The sequence below is a fragment of the Cytobacillus sp. MT66 genome (assembly GCF_058792595.1).
In genome coordinates, this window is sequence record NZ_JBXAFB010000025.1 from 1 (window position 1) to 18,700 (window position 18,700).

General features: G+C 38.5%; 15 protein-coding genes, 2 pseudogenes and 1 riboswitch. Of the genes and pseudogenes, 14 read left to right on the plus strand and 3 right to left on the minus strand.

What is annotated here, in order from left to right; genetic code table 11:
• The 3 genes and pseudogenes from AC1Q59_RS23650 to AC1Q59_RS23660 all read right to left on the minus strand — a co-directional run.
• Positions 1 to 939: GerAB/ArcD/ProY family transporter (locus AC1Q59_RS23650; protein ID WP_492368335.1), on the minus strand; the 939-nt coding region annotated here is incomplete at its 3' end.
• Positions 935 to 1,262 (minus strand): annotated as a pseudogene (locus tag AC1Q59_RS23655) (reverse transcriptase domain-containing protein); the annotation flags it as partial. The pseudogene AC1Q59_RS23655 and the gene AC1Q59_RS23650, both read right to left, overlap by 5 nt.
• A complete protein-coding gene (locus tag AC1Q59_RS23660) occupies positions 1,234 to 1,425 on the minus strand; it encodes a hypothetical protein (RefSeq protein ID WP_492368360.1) in 192 nt (63 codons plus the stop codon). The gene AC1Q59_RS23660 and the pseudogene AC1Q59_RS23655, both read right to left, overlap by 29 nt.
• A 583-nt stretch (positions 1,426 to 2,008) precedes the next feature.
• On the opposite strand from AC1Q59_RS23660, the gene AC1Q59_RS23665 reads away from it, so the two are divergent.
• From AC1Q59_RS23665 to AC1Q59_RS23730, 14 genes and pseudogenes are all read left to right on the plus strand, one after another.
• On the plus strand, positions 2,009 to 3,754 hold the full coding sequence (locus AC1Q59_RS23665) for a sigma-54 interaction domain-containing protein (RefSeq protein ID WP_492368336.1): 1,746 nt from the start codon (positions 2,009 to 2,011) through the stop codon (positions 3,752 to 3,754).
• 248 nt (positions 3,755 to 4,002) lie between these two features.
• Complete coding sequence (locus tag AC1Q59_RS23670; protein WP_492368337.1) at positions 4,003 to 5,109, plus strand: DUF917 domain-containing protein; 1,107 nt, start codon at positions 4,003 to 4,005, stop codon at positions 5,107 to 5,109.
• On the plus strand, positions 5,093 to 6,649 hold the full coding sequence (locus AC1Q59_RS23675) for a hydantoinase/oxoprolinase N-terminal domain-containing protein (RefSeq protein ID WP_492368338.1): 1,557 nt from the start codon (positions 5,093 to 5,095) through the stop codon (positions 6,647 to 6,649). The genes AC1Q59_RS23670 and AC1Q59_RS23675 overlap by 17 nt, the downstream gene beginning before the upstream one ends.
• A 62-nt stretch (positions 6,650 to 6,711) precedes the next feature.
• Positions 6,712 to 7,437 (plus strand): aspartate/glutamate racemase family protein, encoded by a 726-nt coding sequence (locus AC1Q59_RS23680; RefSeq protein WP_492368339.1) that lies wholly within the window; start codon positions 6,712 to 6,714, stop codon positions 7,435 to 7,437.
• Between the two features lie 96 nt (positions 7,438 to 7,533).
• A complete protein-coding gene (locus AC1Q59_RS23685) occupies positions 7,534 to 8,853 on the plus strand; it encodes a purine-cytosine permease family protein (RefSeq protein ID WP_492368340.1) in 1,320 nt (439 codons plus the stop codon).
• 29 nt (positions 8,854 to 8,882) lie between these two features.
• Positions 8,883 to 9,977 (plus strand): S-methyl thiohydantoin desulfurase family protein, encoded by a 1,095-nt coding sequence (locus AC1Q59_RS23690; protein ID WP_492368341.1) that lies wholly within the window; start codon positions 8,883 to 8,885, stop codon positions 9,975 to 9,977.
• Entirely contained in the window at positions 9,977 to 11,557 is a 1,581-nt protein-coding gene (locus AC1Q59_RS23695; protein WP_492368342.1) for a hydantoinase/oxoprolinase N-terminal domain-containing protein, read from the plus strand. The genes AC1Q59_RS23690 and AC1Q59_RS23695 overlap by 1 nt, the downstream gene beginning before the upstream one ends.
• Positions 11,558 to 11,653: 96 nt before the next feature.
• Positions 11,654 to 12,685: a dipeptidase gene (locus AC1Q59_RS23700; protein WP_492368343.1), complete on the plus strand. Its 1,032-nt coding sequence runs from the start codon at positions 11,654 to 11,656 to the stop codon at positions 12,683 to 12,685.
• A gap of 99 nt (positions 12,686 to 12,784) precedes the next feature.
• Positions 12,785 to 13,189 (plus strand): annotated as a pseudogene (locus AC1Q59_RS23705) (proline dehydrogenase family protein); the annotation flags it as partial.
• 750 nt (positions 13,190 to 13,939) lie between these two features.
• Complete coding sequence (locus tag AC1Q59_RS23710) at positions 13,940 to 16,069, plus strand: flagellar assembly protein A (RefSeq protein ID WP_492368344.1); 2,130 nt, start codon at positions 13,940 to 13,942, stop codon at positions 16,067 to 16,069.
• An 18-nt stretch (positions 16,070 to 16,087) separates the two neighbouring features.
• Positions 16,088 to 16,408: an STAS domain-containing protein gene (locus AC1Q59_RS23715; protein ID WP_492368345.1), complete on the plus strand. Its 321-nt coding sequence runs from the start codon at positions 16,088 to 16,090 to the stop codon at positions 16,406 to 16,408.
• Positions 16,409 to 16,422: 14 nt separating this feature from the next.
• Positions 16,423 to 16,507, plus strand: a riboswitch (cyclic di-GMP riboswitch).
• Positions 16,508 to 16,580: 73 nt separating this feature from the next.
• Positions 16,581 to 17,150 (plus strand): GTP cyclohydrolase I FolE, encoded by a 570-nt coding sequence (gene folE / locus AC1Q59_RS23720; RefSeq protein ID WP_492368346.1) that lies wholly within the window; start codon positions 16,581 to 16,583, stop codon positions 17,148 to 17,150.
• Positions 17,151 to 17,164: 14 nt separating this feature from the next.
• Entirely contained in the window at positions 17,165 to 17,983 is an 819-nt protein-coding gene (locus tag AC1Q59_RS23725) for a 6-carboxytetrahydropterin synthase (RefSeq protein ID WP_492368347.1), read from the plus strand.
• A gap of 3 nt (positions 17,984 to 17,986) precedes the next feature.
• Positions 17,987 to 18,688 carry an SDR family oxidoreductase gene (locus tag AC1Q59_RS23730; RefSeq protein ID WP_492368348.1) on the plus strand — a complete coding sequence of 234 codons (702 nt, stop codon included), beginning with the start codon at positions 17,987 to 17,989 and terminating at the stop codon, positions 18,686 to 18,688.
• The last annotated feature ends 12 nt before the right edge of the window (positions 18,689 to 18,700 follow it).

Below are 18,700 nucleotides of genomic sequence, written 5' to 3' on the forward strand. Positions count from 1 at the left end.
ATTGATTTTTGATCTTATAAGGGTGATTCCATACAAGAAAATCGGATAGATAAACCAAAGGAAAAATCCAGTTTTGCTAATTTGATCAAAAAAGTAATTATTATCTACTCTTTTAGTAATTAAAAAACTGCAGATAAAAAGGATGATGGAGATGAGCCATATTCCATATTTTTGTTTTATATGAAAAATCTGTTTAATACCCTTGGAAGAAATATATAGAGCGATACATAGGTTTGGAAAAATGACTAAAATCCATAATGGAACCGCAACAAATTCAAAGCGTTCAATAAATGGAAAATGGACAGTGCTAATCATGCTGACAACAGGCCATATATTATTCTCTAATTCTTTAGCGCTAAAAAATAAAATAGAAACTACAGTTGTTATTAAAACAAGAATGGTCGTAAACCAGACTGCTATTTGACTAAAAAGCTGAAGTTTATTTTTCTCCTTTATAAATGGAAAAATAAAAAGCAACGTCTCGAAACCTAACATTGTATAACTGCTCTTGAAAACTCCGTTCATAATTTCTGAAGGAGTTGTCGTCATTATAGGTAAAATCCTAGTTAAGTTTATGGTTTGAAGTGGTTGGTAAACAACAAATAGCAGCCATATAGTCAATAAAAAGGATAAGAAGCAAACACCGGTCACTACTCTGAATCCGCCTGATACAGCATAAATCGTTAACATTAATAAAGCCAATACTCCGACCCATTCATAGACTCCTTCATATCCCCATGTTAGTGACAACTCGACATAACTAATGGTAATCGAATAATGGACGGCAATATAGTAAATGACAATAAGGAAGTTGAAAATACTACCAATCAAGCGTCCAAATATATGATCATGAATTTCAAATAGAGTACCACCTTCATTTTTATTTAGGATAGATATCATTAACCATGTAATTAAGCTAACGAATAAACCAGACCTCAATGAATTGTTGAATGCTAGCCATTGTTCGTTCTCCTGCCCGTTTTGATTTCATGTAAATATTACAATCATCGCCGTAACGAACGAATTTATGCCCTCTAGCTTCCAACTCCTTATCTAGCTCATCTAATACAATGTTAGAAAGTAACAGACATAAAGGCCCTTGTGGTGTTCCTTCTTCAGTAATTGAAATTTATCATAGCACCCGACTGTAAATATTTGCGAATAGGCTTTAGTAGAGGCTTCTCCTTGATTTGTATCGTAAGTATACTCATTAGCCTATCATGATTTACCTTGTCAAAGAACTTTTCTAAGTCCATGTCTAACTTCTGTAGTAACACTGAATTCTTTCATCCCAGCAATTCTAAAAGCTAAGGAATAAGCTATTTTATAATCTGGTGTGTCATAGCCATCATACAGTCTTGCATAAATTTCGTTACCTATTGATTCAGCCCATGCATCTGCTTCGTATAAGCTATCGAATATAATGTTCTCTTTTTCCCATTAAAAGCCATCTTTTAATCTCCTATATGGAAAGTTAACTTACTCTACATGTTAATGGAACAGAAGTATTATTATTACTCCAAATAACCTGTCAATTATTATTAAGTGGGGTAGCTATTTTTACAACATAGCTATTTTCACCATAAAAATTCGTTTGGTTCCAGTAAATTGGCAACAAACCCCATATAAAATAGGAAAAGCCCGCATATATAGCACCTTTTTTGACTTCACTTTGATTCATAAGCCTTTCCCTCAATTCTTTCTAGTCTCGAAATATATTATAGATGCAGGAACAAGCTTTAATCAATCCTTTTTGATATCGGAAAAATACCGAAAAGTGCAGGCCCAATTGCTTGCACTTTAGGATTTTGTTGCATTTTCCATTTCTTTTTGTCTTAGCTTTACCCTTGAAATAAACTAAACTGGCTCGTAAATAGAAAAATATGAACGCTAATTGATGAAAGTAATTCATAAAGTTGAGCCTTTTGTCACACTGGATTTATAATTCAGAATATTACCTTTGTTATGATAGAATTATAAATTATTTGATATTTTGGGGGTGATAGCTATGCTGGAAGAATTAATGACAGAAATGAAGTCTGGTGTCGCAAAGTTTTTTCAATCATATCCTGTTAGAGCAGATGTGTTGTTGACAGAAAGAAACTGGAAGGATCTGCATATAAATTGTCAGATAGCCTCTAAGATCATGAAGACCGGAATCAATACGATAGTAAAGCAGAAATCAGATCATGGTATATGTATGTCTTGTCCTGTGAAAGATCTTTGTTTAATTGAAACTGCTGCATTTTCTCCCATTTTCATCAACAAAAGAGTAGCAGGAATAATATTAATTACTCCCAAGAAAGAACTGAGTGAGTGGTTGCTAAATAATTTGGATTTTCTAGAGCATCAGCTTGATTTGTGCAGTGAATGGGCAAGTGCGAAACTAGAAAATCATGAAATTAAAAAGGCAAATAATCAGTTTTTAGGGGAGATAAATGGAATATTTCATTTTATTCACGAGCCTATATTAATAGTTGACAGGGATGGAACCATTAATAACATCAGTAATAGGCTGTGTAGCATGCTAAATAAGACTCAAGCAGAATTAATAGGTGAACATATTACAGAAATCATTTCTGTTCCGGACTGGCTGAAGGTGACCAAAATAGCCAATCTGCAGGAAATGAATGTCTCTCTCCATACAAATAAAACCGTCCGAAAGCCAGAGCCCTATCTGGCCCGGTTAAAGCCAATTTTATCAGCTGGACATATCGAATCATTTCTTATTCAGTTGAATCCGATTTTAAAATCAATGAAAAAAGAGGATAAAAGAGTTTTGTACTCCTTTCGTGATGTTAAAGGGACAAGCGAGGCCATTCAACGTGTGGTTGATATTGCAAAAAGAGTAGCTCCAAGCGATTCTTCAATTTTACTTAGAGGTGAGAGCGGTACCGGAAAGGAAGTATTCGCCCAATCCATACATCAGGCGAGCAATCGAAAAGACGGGCCATTCATCGCCATCAATTGTGCAGCTATACCTGAATCACTGTTGGAAAGTGAGCTTTTTGGACATGTAAAAGGGGCTTTTACAGGTTCAAACGCAGATAAACCAGGAAGATTTGAGATGGCCAATGAGGGAACGATATTTCTTGATGAGATAGGTGACTTATCTCTTCATCTCCAGGCTAAATTGTTAAGAGTGATTCAGGAAAGAAAAATAGAACGGGTAGGGGATACGAAAACTACTCAAATAAATGTACGCATCATCACAGCTACTCACCGAAGTCTGGAAGAATTAGTTTCCGAAGGGCAATTCAGGGAGGATTTATATTACAGGCTAAATGTAATTCCAATTACCATTCCTCCCCTAAGAGAAAGAAAAGAAGATATTCCTATTCTTGTCGAATACTTCTTAAAATCATTTTCTCAAAAGCTCTTCCGATCACCAAAGAGATTATCTAAAGATGTCATTGAAATTCTGCTGCAATATCATTGGGCAGGTAATATACGGGAACTCCAAAATGTGGTCCATCATTTTATGCAGCTAGAGATCGGTGATTTGGTCACGATTAAAAGCTTGCCTGTCTATTTAAGTGACCTATATAAAGGCCAGGTAAACAAAAATGCTCATCTGCAGATACCGGCTGTAACTTCAGGCAGAAGACAGAAACATTCAGATGAAAAGGAGCAAATTCTAAAGCTATTAGATCAATTTGGCAGAGATACAACAGGCAAAAAGAAAGTAGCTGAACAGTTGAACATAAGCCTTCCTACATTGTATAGAAGGATTAAAAAGATGAAAATTAAATGATTCTTCAGCAGAAATAAAAGGTTTAAAATATGATAAAAAGTCAAAAAACTGAGAAAAAATGAGAAAATTTGAGAAAAACATTTAAAATATTATGATTTTTATATTTAATTTCTTTCTCATTATCAATTGTTTTGCATTCGAAAAAATCTCATAAAGCTAATAAATCCTATGCTCCTCAAGCCTGAGGGGTTTTCTCTTTTCTGGCACAGTTCATGCATAAATAAATTGTGAAAGGGGCAGCACATCATATGTCTTGGCAGATTAGAAAGAATGATATTCCCATTTTAGCATTAGGGGCAAAGCTATTATCTTGCGGCGGGGGCGGTGATACAAATACAGCTGAAAATCTGTTGATGTCCATTATGAGAGAAGATGATGTTATTGCGGTCAAAACCATTTCAGATCTTGGGGATGAATGGGTGGCTGCGGCAGGCATTATGGGTTCCATTGTTTTATTTAATGAGGATATTCCAGGCGGACGTGAAGGGGTTCAGGCTTTAAAACTTTATGAATCCGTCATAAACAAGAATGTAGGAGCCCTTATTTCAATCGAAATAGGGGGTGTTAATTCCTTAATACCTTTAGTAATAGCAATCCAAGCGAATTTGCCCGTCATAGACGGGGATGGAATGGGAAGAGCCTTTCCGGAGTTATTTATGACTGCCTTCCATTTATCGGGGATTCATTTATCACCGATGGTTTTACAAACCCACGTCACGAACAGGGTTATTTATGACGTGAATAATGCTCATTACACAGCAGAAATAGCAAAGGTGTTCACCGTAAAAAATGGAGGCCATGCCCATTTAATTGGATATGGAGCTAAAGGACGGAAAATGAAGACGTCTATGATTCCCGGAACATTAAATTTAATTTTCAGGCTGGGGAATGTCCTTAAAAGTGAATCATCAGCAGGCGTTAAAATGGATAATATGTTACATGTGTTTGAAAACTCCATTTATGGGAAGCCTCAGCAAATCATTAGCGGAGTAGTAACAGAGGTGAGCCGCTGGTTTGAAAAAGGCTCGCTTGTAGGAAAGTTCATTGTTGAAGGGCGAACTGTATTTTCAGATCAACGAATTGAAATAGAATTCAAGAATGAATTTATATCCATTAAAAATGGCCAATACATCTGTACAGCACCAGATCTTATCCTGGTATTAAATCAGGAGAATTTAATTCCTTACAATGTTTCTGAAGTTCAATCAGGTCTTTCTGTCACCATAGTCGCTGTCCCTGCGCCTAATATTCTTCGTACAAAAGACATGCTGGAGTTAGTTGGTCCGACTAGTTACGGATTAGCCTGTGCCTATAAACCATTTCAGGAGGCTTCAGGCTATGAAACTTGGAATTGATGTGGGCGGTACAAATACAGATGCAGTAATCATAACGAACGACGGCAAGCTTCTTTCCTGGTCGAAACATTTAACAACAAAGAATATCATTACCGGTATTGAATTAGCAGCAGGCGAATCTTTACAAGAAGCGAATATCCCGCCAGACAAAATTGAGGGTGTATTCCTGGGGACTACTCATGTGCTTAATGCCTTATACTACCCTAACAATCTGGCAAAAACTGCGCTTATCCGCATGACCAAGATACCTTCTTTAATTGGACCTGCCATCCAATGGCCCTCGAATCTTAAGAAGTATATTGGGGAAGTGTATGACTTTAAGGGTTTGTGTGATTACAAGGGGAACAAGGATGATTTGTTTAATCCGAATTCTGGACAATTAAACAAGCTTCTCAGCGATATTGAAAAATATAGCATTGAATCCATTTGTATTGTGGGAGCATATTCCCCTTTATATGAAACGGAAGAACAAGAAATACGGAAAATTATAAAGGAACATTATCCTAAAATACCGGTTACGATGTCACATAAAATTGGAAGTACCGGTTTTATAGAAAGGGAAAATGCAGCCTTATTAAATGCCATTTTATCAAAAGTCTTAAGGCAGGCCATGACTGACTTATCAAAGATATTTAAGAATCTGTCGTTAAATTGCCCCTATTGGCTAACACAGAATGACGGATCACTTATGGAAATACATGAAGCTCTGGAATATCCCATCCTGACGATTGGTTCAGGAGTGAGCAACAGTATTAGAGGCGCCAGTATCTTAAGCGATTTAAAGAGCTGCATTGTTGTGGATGTTGGTGGAAGTACAATTGATATTGGAAAAATAATAAATGGACAGCCCGAAGTTTCTGTCGGTTCTTCTTCTATTTTTGATATTCAAGTTAATGTCCGTGTTCCGCAAATTCATTCTTTACCATATGGAGGCGGAAGTCTTATCACAATTGAAAACGAATTAGCGGAAATCAAGGATACGATTGCAAATGATATCGAACAGCAGGGGATGGCATGGGGAGGCCGTACATGGACGTTAACCGACTCCTTTCTAAAACTATTTCCCGATTCTTTTCAGGATGAAACTATACAGCTGAAAGGATTGGACCTTTTATCAAAAGAAGACTGCAGAAAAGTTATTCAAGTGGTAACAAAGAATATTAAGGAGACAATCTCACGACTCCAACCAAGTGTCGAGGATCTGCCTGTCATTCTTGTTGGAGGGGGAAGTCCGCTACTCGCTAATCGGTTATTTGGCAGATATAAGAAGGTTTTGCATCCGGCTGGCTACCATATTTGCAATGCTGTCGGAGCATGTTTTGCTCCTCTATCTGCAGAATTAGATAAAGTTTTCTGGTTAAATGGCATTACTAAACAGGAAGTCATTGACCGGGCAAAAGATCAGCTTTTACAGCAGCTTCTGCAAAAGGGTGCGAAAAAAGAGAGCATAGAGCTTGTATCATTGGAAGAATTCCCATTTGATTATCTGGAAGGAGAAGTGTTAAGAGTTCGGGTAAAGGCTTTAGGAGAATTGGCCTGACAGGATTGCGCTCTTTCCATAATAAACACAATGACAAATTTTAAAAAAGGAAGTGTATAAGAATGAAGATCAAAGTGATCATGCCTATTACATCGGATATCTTTAATGAGGAAATTAAAGAGGAAGTTAAATACTATGCATCCGATACAACCGAAGTGGGGGTTACAAGTCTGGATTATGGGCCTGCTTCTGTTGAAAGCGAATATGATGAGGCCCTATGTGTGCCTAATTTCTTAGAAAAAGCAAAAGAGGCAGAAGAGGAAGGTTATCAAGGCGTTATTAGCGACTGCTTCGGAGATCCGGGCGTAAAGCCTGCCAGAGAGATCTTGGATATTCCGGTTGTAGGTGCATGTGAAGCCTCTATGCTGTTCGCAAGCTCTCTTGCAAAATCTTTTTCAGTGGTGACCGTGCTTCCAAATGTTGTCCCAATGATTGAGAATATCAGCAAGACTTTAGGTGTAAACGGAAATTTGGCTTCAGTACGTTATGTAAATATTCCGGTTTTGGAAGTTCACGATAAGGATAGGCTAAAAAGAGAATTATACGAGGAAATGATCAAAGCAATCGAGCAAGATCATGCACACGCACTTATTTTAGGCTGTACAGGCTTTATGGGCGTTGCAGCCGAACTGCAGGAACGCTTAAAAAAGAACGGCTATGACGTACCGGTTATCGATCCGGTGTTTGCTGCCACAAGACTACTTGAAAATCTGATTGTCATGGGTGTTAAACAAAGCCGCCTGACTTACATGACACCGCCATCTAAAGAGCGTGTTAAAAGCTCATAAAAGTAAAAGCTTAGTTATTTTACAGTTTACTTGTCCCCAAAGCTTCTTACTTAAATGCCAAGGCAGAGTGAAAAATGTAATAGGAGGTAGAAATTCATGGAAGATCATTCAAAGTTAGGAGACGATTACTCTCTGTCCAGAGTTCCCAAGTCAGCACGTTTGCCAATGTGGGATATCATGCTTGTACGGGTTGGTGCTCTGGCGACACTCTCTCAATTTATGCTTGGTGCTGCTTTGGGATATGGAATGACTTTTTGGCAGGCGTTTTGGGCCATGATGCTCGGAAGTGTTATATTGCAAGTCGTAAGCTTTCTAATCGGCTATGCGGGGGCGCGTGAAGGACTATCTACGAGTCTATTATCCCGCTGGACAGGATTCGGCAGATACGGTTCGACCATTATAGGAGCCGTTATCGCCATTTGTACAATTGGCTGGTTTGGTGTGCAGAACTCTGTTTTTGCCAATGGCCTGGTTCAGGCAACTGAAGGCAAATTAAGTCTGCCTGCCGCAGCTGCAATCACTGGATTCGGCGTAACCGTATTGGTTATTTTCGGATTCAAGCTTTTGAGCATGACTGCGAAAATTGCCGTGCCAGCTTTCCTATTGGTAGTAGGGGTGGGAATCTATCAGGTATTAAATGACCACTCCATTTTTAATCTTATGAGTACTCCCCCTCCCGGAGAAGGACTTTCCATGGGGGTAGGTGCAACAATGGTTGCAGGAGGCTTCATGATTGGTGCAGTCATCACACCTGACTTCAGCAGATTTGCCCGAAATGGCAAGGATGTATTCTGGATGACCACAATCGGAACCCTTGTGGGCGAGCTTGGTGTCGGAATGATAGCGGTTCTTATGGCCCACGCAGCAAAAACAAGTGATGTAGTCAGCATCATGCTTCAAACATCGGGCTGGCTTGGAGCTGCAGTGGTTGTTTTTTCAACCGTGAAAATTAATAACTTAAATCTATATTCTTCTTCACTGGGATTTACAAATATCATTGATTCCGTATTCAAGGTAAAAGTAAATCGCGGGCTTATTACCCTTATCATTGGTGCAATCGGAACACTGTTATCCATTCTCGGCATTCTGGACAGATTTGTGGATTTCCTCGTTCTGCTTGGAATCATGATTCCTCCTATAGCAGGTATTATGGTGATGGATTACTTCGTGTTAAAAACATATCGTAAAGCACTTGATGAAAGCAGGGAAAAAGGCATCTTGCCATCAGAGCCGGAGAAATTAAATCCAGTGACTTTATTTGCCTGGGCTGCTGGATTTGCAGGCGGCTATTTTGTAACGCTTGGAATACCATCCATTAATTCGCTGTTAATAAGCGCTATCATCTATTACCTCGGTGTAAAAGCTGTGAAAATCATATCCGGCAATAAAGAGGTTAAAGAACATATTGCATCATAAATTTTTGGAATATTGGGAGGTTTAAAAAAATGAGAAAATTAGGCAAGCAGGAGATTGAAGATATAGCAGTAGGTGCCGCCTTACTTGGAACAGGAGGAGGGGGAGACCCTTACATTGGAAAGCTAATGGCACTGCAGGCGATTGAAGAATATGGGGAAATTACACTTTTAGATCCGAATGAGGTGCCGGATGATGCATTAATTGTTCCATCCGCCATGATGGGGGCGCCAACCGTTATGCTTGAGAAGGCCCCAAGCGGTGAGGAGGCAGCTGCAGCATTCAAAAACCTTGAATCGTATTTAGGTCAAGAAATTTATGCAACTATGCCTATTGAAGCAGGCGGTTTAAATTCCATGCTACCTTTGGCCCTTGCTGCCAAACTTGGCCTTCCGGTTGTAGATGTGGATGGGATGGGACGAGCGTTCCCTGAACTGCAAATGGTCACATTCTACTTAGATGGAATCTCTGCTACTCCTATGGTGATCGCAGACGAAAAAGGAAACACAACACTTTTGTCGACAATCAATAATGTTTGGACAGAAAGAATTGCCCGGGCTACAACGATAGAAATGGGGGGATCTTCCATGATTGCCATCTATCCAATGGCCGGCAAAGATATTAAGGAAAGCGGAATTAGTAATATCTTAAAGCTCGAAGAGGAAATTGGCAAAGCGATCCGGCTTGCTAAGGAAAATAATACAGATCCGATACACGAAGTCTTAAAAAAGGCTAATGGGTTTGAACTGTTCCGCGGCAAAGTCAGTGATATTAACCGGAAGACAGAAACAGGTTTTGCAAGAGGAGTGGCAACCTTCGAGGGAATCAATAAGTATAAAGGCGAGACTCTTGAGGTTCGATTTCAGAATGAACATCTTCTTGCCCAGACGGATCAGCGGCTGCTTTGTGTCACACCTGACTTGATTGCTGTCCTTGATGCAGAAACTGGCTTACCTATCACTACAGAGGGGATTAGATACGGTGCGAGATGTGTCATAATCGGAATGCCTTGCCATCCAAAGTGGCGAACTGAGAAAGGGATTGAAACAGTTGGACCAAAGTATTTTGGATATGATGTAGAATATGTCCCTGTTGAAGAACTAGCCAAAAAAGGAGTGACGGTATAATGGGTGTTTATCGCATTGGAATTGACGTCGGGGGAACCCATACAGATGCTGTACTTTTAGATCAGGATAATAAAGTTATTTCGGAAACAAAATCACCAACTACAGAAGATGTGACAACGGGCATTTATACAGCTATGAAAAAAATTATAAAAGAAGGAAACGTCCCGCGTGAAGAAATCAAATATGCCATGCTGGGAACAACACACTGCACAAATGCAATTGTTGAAAGAAAAAGACTAAATAAAATTGCCGTAATCCGAATTGGAGCCCCTGCAACTCTTGCGGTTAAGCCGCTGATTGGAGTGCCTGATGACCTTCGTGATGCACTAGGAAAATATGTTTACCTGATCCGGGGTGGACATGAATTTGATGGACGTGAAATCAGTCCTTTAGATGAAGAGCGTTTATATCAAATCGCTGAGGAAATTAAAGGGAAAGTCGATTCTATTGCTATCACTTCTGTTTTCTCTCCAGTTTCGCAAACTCATGAATATAGGGCAAATGAAATCTTGAAAGAAGTGCTGGGAGATGATATTTCTATTTCCTTATCTTCGGAAATTGGATCAGTAGGATTGCTTGAAAGGGAAAATGCAACCATTCTAAATGCAGCAGTTGTCAACGTTGCTAAAACAGCGGCGGACGGATTTATCAATGCTCTAAAAAATGAAGGTATTGAGGCTAAAGTCTTTTTCGGACAAAATGATGGTACCCTCATGTCGGTTGAGTATGCGGTGAAATATCCGATCTTCACAATTGCTTGTGGCCCAACGAATTCACTGCGCGGTGCATCGTATTTAAGCGAATACTCAAATGCTATTGTAGTAGATGTTGGCGGTACAACGTCTGATGTCGGGGTTCTGGTTCAGTCATTCCCTAGGGAATCCTCCCTGGCTGTGGAGATTGGGGGAGCCCGCACGAATTTCCGGATGCCAGATTTGATCTCCATTGGACTTGGTGGCGGAACGATTATCAGAATTCAAGATGATGGCAGCTTCACAGTTGGACCTGACAGCGTTGGATATCGGTTGCCGAAAAAAAGTCTTATTTTTGGAGGGGACATTTTAACCGCCACTGATGTTGCAGTAGCACTCGGCAAAGTAAATCTTGGCGATTCTTCAAAGGTAGCACATCTTGATAAAACGATATTAAATAAGGTCTATGATAAAATGGTCGAGCTTGTTGAAGAAGCAATTGATAAAATGAAAACAAGTGCGGCACCGGTACCGGTAATCCTTGTTGGTGGAGGAAGCATCTTGCTACCGAAGAAATTGAAAGGTGCATCAGAGGTCATTCGTCCTGAACATTCAGGAGTAGCAAATGCCATCGGAGCAGCAATCTCCCAAGTCAGTGGACAAATTGAAAAGGTATACGCCTTGGCTGAAATCGGAAGAGAAAAGGCACTTAAACTTGCTAAAGAAAAGGCTATGTCGGAAGCAATCAATGCTGGTGCAGATCCTGATAGCCTGGTCATTGTAGATATAGAAGATGTTCCGCTTGCCTACATGCCTGCCAATGCAACCCGTATTCGCGTAAAAGCTGCAGGAGATTTAGCCCGTATGGAAGTAAATGAGTTAGTGTAGGATTGGCTGAAATGGTAAAAGCTCTAGTACTAATGCTAGAGCTTTTTACTATGATTGACAGATTGAATTTCAATTTTTTGTTTGGAGGACGAGTGAATGGAAGAAACTGCAACATATATAGATCATATTAAAAATCACACTCTTATTATTGATGGTCATTTCGACTTATTGATGGATGTGGCAATTCAAAGGGAACGCGGAAAAAGGAAGGTGATTGAAACAGATTATTGGCCGCGTTTTAAACAGGGTGGCGTGAATATCATCATCGCAGCAATTTTTATTGATAGTAGTTTTTTACCGGAAATGGCCCTGCGGAAAGCCTTGAATCAAGTAAGTGCTTTGTTTGAAGAAGTACAGGAATCACCAGATAAGTTAATGATATGTAAAAATAGTGAAGACATGCTGCTGGCCCGGAAATCAGGCAAAATCGGTTTCCTGCTTTCTCTTGAGGGTGCAGAGCCAATTGGGACAGACTTAAGCTTGTTAAGGGTATTCTATGAATTGGGTGTCCGCAACATAGGCTTAGTATGGAGCAGAAGAAATGCTGTCGGTGATGGAAGCCATTTTAGCCCGGTACGGGAAGGAAAGAAAGGAGGCATAACATCTTTTGGTGTCCAGTTAATTGAAGAAGCAGAACAACTGGGAATGACGATTGATGTTTCCCATTTGAATAATGAAGGTTTTTGGGATGTTATGAAAGTTTCAAAAAAGCCTATTATTGCTTCCCATTCAAATGCAAGGGCTCTTTCGAATACGATGCGCAATTTAACGGATACCCAAATGAAAGCCATTGCCTCCAAAGGCGGTGTTATCGGAATAAATGCGGTCAGTATCATTGTTGCGGAAGAAGACGAAAACAGTAACCTGGACCAGTTGATTAATCATCTAGATTATATGGTTCAGCTAGTTGGCATTGATCATGTCGGAATAGGTCTCGATTTATGCGATGATTTTTTCAAATATGTGTCCTCGGAAGACTTAGCCAGCATGCCTCGGAAACCGTTCGACGTGATTGACGGACATGGAAACTTGGGTCAATTGATTAAGGGATTGGCAAATAGAGGGTACAAGAAGGAAGACATAGAAAAGATTTTGGGACTGAACTTTCTGAGAATTTTTTCATCCTGAAGCTAGTAAATAATTATATACAACCGGACTAGTAAAAAAAAGGTGCTTTGCCCATTGCACTTCTTGGGAGAGGCACCTTTTTGGCGAACATTATTTTAGGTTCGGATAGTTAAAGGGGCTTATAAGGAATCTAAAGAACATGCTTTTCAGGATAGGCAAAGTATTGATGCTAATTTTATCAAACTAATTAAGTTCAAATCTTTTGTTAAAGAACATGGAATCCCTAAAGAAAAATTTGAATTCCAAATGCTCTACGGATTTAGGAAAGAACTTCAATTGGAATTAGCTAAAGAAGGTTATAATTTCCGCACCTATGTACCGTTCGGGGAAGATTGGTATGGTTATTTCATGAGGCGCTTAGCTGAAAGACCCCAAAATTTAAAACTTGTTGCTAATCAAGTTTTAAACAAAAAGACCAATACAGTTTTCGGCTTAACCGCGGGAGCGTTTATATTAGGCCGAGTTAGTGGTTTAAATAAGTCTCGTAAGATAAAAACACTGTGAAAAAACGAAAGTTAAAACCATAGTAATAAGGGATTCTCGTAAGTTGTCGAACTTGTGAAGAGTCTTTTTGTGTATTCTAATAATATTTTTAACGCGAACCCTTTTTAAAATTAGGAGTTGTGCATACTCTAATAAACAATGAAAAGATGGGACAAATTTTGTAGTCTCATTAACAAATGGGTACAAAAAAAATGAATAAATTGAAGTTGGATTTTTTCATATAAAATGATGCTGCAAGTTCAGAATACTCTTTGCTACAACCACGACTTATTAGGATAGAATTTTACTTCTATGGAGTAAATAAAAGTTGAACGCTATAGAGTGGAAATTTGGGGACTTTTTACCTATTTATTTAAAATTTTACAGTCCTTTTACCTATTAATCTGGAAAATTTGTTATAATTCCTTTGTTGAGTTATGTCGAATTTTCAGCTTGTTTGTCATTTGTTTTTAAGAAATGTTCTAATTATTATTTTGATGAGTTGAAAAATATTATTTTTAGGACCTGATTATTCTTTGTTATACGATTGAACTGTCGCCCGCTATTAAAATAACAGTCTTTGATTTCCAAAAATCAGCAGAACTTAGCACTAAATGCTTAATGAAAAAAGGGAAAAATGAGTATGGATTAAGTAAAAGGTTACAAAATGTAAATATGGCTCCGATTACCCAAGGCTATGTCCAAGTTAAGCCTGACAAATCCATCTACCAAAATTCAATTCTATAAATAGCAGGGAGGGTTAAATGAAAAATGAGTCAAACCGTTATATCGAGAGGTAAAGATGTAGAGGAGGCTGTTGAAGTCGGCTTGCAATTATTGGGAACTATAAAAGAAGAAGTATCTATTGAAATTGTACAACAGGCCTCAAAAGGTTTTTGGCGATTGGGTTCAAAGCAAGCTATCGTTAAATTAACTAAAGTCCATGAAACAAAAGAAAATGGAAAAGAAGAAACTATAAATTCATCTTTAATAGTTAACAACTCTTTTGATTCTGGTGAGATCTTCCAAATAGACAATAGTTATGAAGCATTGGTAAAAATGGTTAATCATATAGATATACCTTCTCAAAACAACATAAAAGAGGTTGAGTCTGCTTCAACACCGGTAATAAACAAAGAAGAGGACGATCAACTAGCTGGAAAGGTTTGGGTAAAAGATGGAAGAATCTTCAGCAAACCTTCTCCCCTTTTTTATCCAACGATTACAGTCGGAAAAGGGATAACATTAAAAAAAAATAATGAGGTAGTTGAGGGAACGGCAGTAGTGGCATCCACGGATGTATTTGAAATACAGACTAAGGAAGTAACGAAAGAAACTAAATGGAATATACAGAAGGATGCTGACCGATTAAACGTAATCTTACATGTAGAACCAGGGATGAAAAAAAGCTATGAAATAAAAGATGTCGAACCGGATTATCATATTAAGCTCGAAGCAACGAAAAATATTGAGAGTAGAAATACCTTAGAATACAAACAAATTTTATCCGAACTAGAAAATTTACGTGTGGTACATGGATTTAATTATGAGGAAATCTTAAAAGCAGTTAACACTAAAGAAACCGGAGATTTCATCATTGCTAGCGGCATTAAACCAAAAGAGGGCGAAAACGGGAAGATTGAAATTGTGGTAAATGTAAAAAAGAAAACAGGGCCTCAAGAGCGAAAAAACGGGACCGTTGATTTTCGGGAAGTACAAGTGTTTCCGACAGTTCAAAAAGGGCAAGTTATCGCCACTGTATGTTCCCCTATTCCCGGTACACCAGGTTTTAATGTTTCAAATGAGCCAATACCTCCTAAACCTGTTTATCCCCTTATTATAACCGCTGGGACAGGGATTGTTTTAATTGAAAATGATTCAAAGGTTGTGGCAACTACAGAAGGGAGGCCACTTATTGAACAACGTGGTTTGATTGTAAAGGTATCCATTTTACCAAAACTCACTCATCCCACAGACGTTAATATGGATTCAGGAAATATTCGTTTTAAGGGAGATATAGAGGTTCGAGGGAATGTTGAAGAAGGGATGGCCGTAGAAGCTGAAGGTGAAGCTACCATACTTAAAAATGTGTACTCAGCCACCATTTCTGGAAAAAGTGGAATAATGATTCGGGGTAATGTGATTGGGAGTGTGATTTCAGGTGGTAACCAAAACATATATACTTCTGAAACTATTACTTGTTTTTCGACTGTCCAAGATCAAATGAACAAGATGATTTCATCCATTCACCAGTTAATGAATATGCCAGCTTTTAAAATTACAGATTACTCCAAAAGTGGGTTATTCCCACTTATCAAACTTTTGGTAGACAAAAAGTTCAAGACCCTCGTACGGTCTATTAATCAACTTATAGAATTAGGAAAAACATCAACCAACCTGTTAGATACTGAATGGGAATCTCTTATCGAACAACTAAGAATGTGTTTTATGTCCGCGGTTCCAAACGAACTTCACTCCCTTGAAAAAATTAAGGGTTTGTCAGACAAGATTGATCAAATAATTAAGAAATATAACCAAGAAATACAAGAATGTACGGTTGAACTGATGAATTCTCAAGGGAATACGATTTTCTCGAGCGGTGATGTGGTGATCCGCGGACAAGGTTGCTATAATTCCAAAATACATGCTATCGGCCATGTTAGTGTAAAAGGAGTTTTCCGAGGAGGAGAGATCTTTGCTCGGCAGGGGGCAACTATTAATGAATCAGGTTCCGATAGTGGTGTCACAAGTAAAATAATAGTGCCAAGCAGCGAAAACATTAAGATTGGTTTTGTTAGAGTTGGAACTGTTATTCAAATTGGTAAGAGTAAACATACCTTCCAGGAAGATCGTAGATATATAAATGCTCACCTAGATGAAAACGGAAGAATTATTTTTTAATTATAAGGAGAATTGATCATGTTTTCTTATAAACTTGAGGAAAAAGAGCAAACAATCACCATTTATTTTATGGGTGACTTAGATATAGAAGTAACTGAAATACTAGAGGAGGAAGTCATTCCTATTTTATCAGGGTACCAGAATGTTGAAATTGACTTTAATGAAGTACCATTTGTAGATTCCACTGGCATAGGATTGTTTATTAATCTGGTGGAAACCGTAAAAAGCAGTGAGACTAATAGTCAAATCGTGGTAAAAAATATTCAACAACCTATTAACGATATTTTCGAATTGGTTCAATTGAAAGATATCTTAATAGAAAAGGCAACTTTTCTGTAAATACAATATTTAATCTTCGATAATGGCAAACTTATTGAAAAATAAGGACGCAAAGCTACGGGTCTAAGGCAAGGATGCTAGGATCGCCGGGTTACCGAAAAGGTTGGTTAAGTACACTTACCAATCCTATGGTGAGTTTTTTTATTTTTAGAACATATTTGGAGGAATTCACATGGCAGTTGATTTAAATAATGACTTAGTAGAGCAGCATGTTCGCGGAATTTTAGAATTAATTGGGGAAGATCCAAATCGCGAGGGTTTATTAGATACACCAAAACGTGTGGCAAAAATGTATAAAGAAGTTTTTGCAGGAGTAGGCGTTCCTCCTGAAACGGCTTTAACGACTACCTTTGAGGAACAATATGAAGGAATCGTTGTTGTTAAGGATATTAACTATTATACCTTCTGTGAACATCATCTGATCCCTTTTTTCGGGAAGGCTCACATTGGTTACATTCCAAATGGGAGAGTAATAGGTTTAAGTAAATTTGCTCGCCTTGTTGAATTAGTCTCTAAACGTCCGCAGGTCCAGGAAAGAATGACACAACAAACTGCAGAAGCAATAATGAATGTCCTAAAACCAAAAGGTGTGATTGTCAGTATAGAGGGACAACATCTTTGCATGTGTGCCAGGGGTGTGAAAAAACCAGGAAGTGCAACGGTGACAACAGTAAAAAAGGGTGTATTCAAAGATGATGCTGCGTTAACGGAAGAATTTGAAAGGGCTCTTTTAAGAGATTAATAGGAGGAAAATCTATGCTCTATCTTTCAAGAAAAATGTATTTCTCTGCTGCTCATTTCTATCGAATTGACGATTGGAGCGAAAAGCAAAATCAAGAAGTGTTTGGCCTATGTGCAAATCCTCATGGGCATGGTCACGATTATACGCTAGAGGTTATGGTAAAAGGATCGTTAGACGCTAAGTCAGGCATTGTGGTCAATATTACGGATATCGATAAAGTTGTAAAGTCCTTCGTTCGTAAGGAATTAGATGGGAAGTTCTTAAATAAAGAAAATCCTTATTTTAAAGAAAACGTCCCGACAACTGAAAATATAACGGCGTACCTATGGGATTCCTTAGATGGAAAAATAGATGGCTGTGAACTCCATAAAATCAAACTAAGAGAAAATGATTTCTTATATTCAGAAAAGGAGAATGCTGAAATGGTTCGATTAACGAGAAAATATCATTTTTCCACTGCACACCGTTTACATAGTAGTCAATTAAGCGAAGAAGAAAATGTGGCCCTTTTTGGGAAGTGCAATAACCTTTATGGGCATGGTCATAACTACTATTTAGAGGTAACTGTAAGCGGAATACCTGACCCAGTTACTGGCATGATTGCGAACCTTTCAGAATTGGATCAGATCGTGGACGAAGAGATCATGAAAAAATTTGACCATAAACATTTAAATTTGGATACGGAAGAATTTGAAAACTTGAATCCAACCTCCGAAAACGTGGCAGTTGTGATTTGGGATTTACTTTCACCAAGAATTTCGAACCTTTTCAAAATCGGTTTGTATGAAACGGAAAAAAACTATTTTGAGTATTTCGGTCCAGGGGTGGAATGATTGATGGATAACCAAATGTCGTTAAAAGGAAAAACGATTGCCATTACTGGCTCTAGTAGGGGAATTGGGAAGGCTATTGCTGCCTCAATCGAACAATTGGGCGGGAATGTCGTCTTAGGGAGTAGAAGCAACACCTACTACTCTAATAAGAATGTTTTGAAGATGCCTTTGGATGTAACCAGTGAAGAATCGGTTAAGGATTTTTATGAAAAAGCTATTCAGCACTTTGGAAACGTCGATGTCTTAATCAATGCAGCGGGAGTGGGTGTTTTTTCAAGTGTGATTGATTCTTCAACAGAAGACTTTGACCAAATGATCAACGTAAATTTACGGGGCTCCTATCTAACTTGTAAGATGTTTGGAAGGTACATGGCTGAAAAACAGAGTGGGCATATCCTCAATTTAGTTTCAGTTGCCGGGACAATGGCTTTACCTGGAAACGGCGGGTATTCAGCTTCAAAATTCGGCCTGATGGGGTTAACGAAAGTCTTACAAGCTGAATTGCGTGGAAAAGGGGTCCAAGTGACAGCGGTGATTCCGGGTTCAGTCAAGAGCAGTTTTTGGGACAATATCGATCCCAAGCCTAATATGGATGACATGATTCCAGTTGAAAGTTTAGCAAACCATTTACTGTTTCTGATTAATCAACCGGCAGGGGCATTTGTTGATGAGATAACCATCATGCCGCCTCGTGGCATCTTGTAAGGAGGATTAATC

Excerpts from the sequence above, each read along its gene's own strand:
- AC1Q59_RS23665 (WP_492368336.1), top strand. The coding sequence starts at position 2,009 with ATGCTGGAAGAATTAATGACAGAAATGAAGTCTGGTGTCGCAAAGTTT.
- AC1Q59_RS23690 (WP_492368341.1), top strand. The coding sequence starts at position 8,883 with ATGAGAAAATTAGGCAAGCAGGAGATTGAAGATATAGCAGTAGGTGCC.
- AC1Q59_RS23700 (WP_492368343.1), top strand. The coding sequence starts at position 11,654 with ATGGAAGAAACTGCAACATATATAGATCATATTAAAAATCACACTCTT.
- AC1Q59_RS23725 (WP_492368347.1), top strand. The coding sequence starts at position 17,165 with ATGCTCTATCTTTCAAGAAAAATGTATTTCTCTGCTGCTCATTTCTAT.
- AC1Q59_RS23715 (WP_492368345.1), top strand. The coding sequence starts at position 16,088 with ATGTTTTCTTATAAACTTGAGGAAAAAGAGCAAACAATCACCATTTAT.
- AC1Q59_RS23670 (WP_492368337.1), top strand. The coding sequence starts at position 4,003 with ATGTCTTGGCAGATTAGAAAGAATGATATTCCCATTTTAGCATTAGGG.
- folE (WP_492368346.1), top strand. The coding sequence starts at position 16,581 with ATGGCAGTTGATTTAAATAATGACTTAGTAGAGCAGCATGTTCGCGGA.
- AC1Q59_RS23685 (WP_492368340.1), top strand. The coding sequence starts at position 7,534 with ATGGAAGATCATTCAAAGTTAGGAGACGATTACTCTCTGTCCAGAGTT.
- AC1Q59_RS23675 (WP_492368338.1), top strand. The coding sequence starts at position 5,093 with ATGAAACTTGGAATTGATGTGGGCGGTACAAATACAGATGCAGTAATC.
- AC1Q59_RS23680 (WP_492368339.1), top strand. The coding sequence starts at position 6,712 with ATGAAGATCAAAGTGATCATGCCTATTACATCGGATATCTTTAATGAG.
- AC1Q59_RS23695 (WP_492368342.1), top strand. The coding sequence starts at position 9,977 with ATGGGTGTTTATCGCATTGGAATTGACGTCGGGGGAACCCATACAGAT.
- AC1Q59_RS23710 (WP_492368344.1), top strand. The coding sequence starts at position 13,940 with ATGAGTCAAACCGTTATATCGAGAGGTAAAGATGTAGAGGAGGCTGTT.
- AC1Q59_RS23730 (WP_492368348.1), top strand. The coding sequence starts at position 17,987 with ATGGATAACCAAATGTCGTTAAAAGGAAAAACGATTGCCATTACTGGC.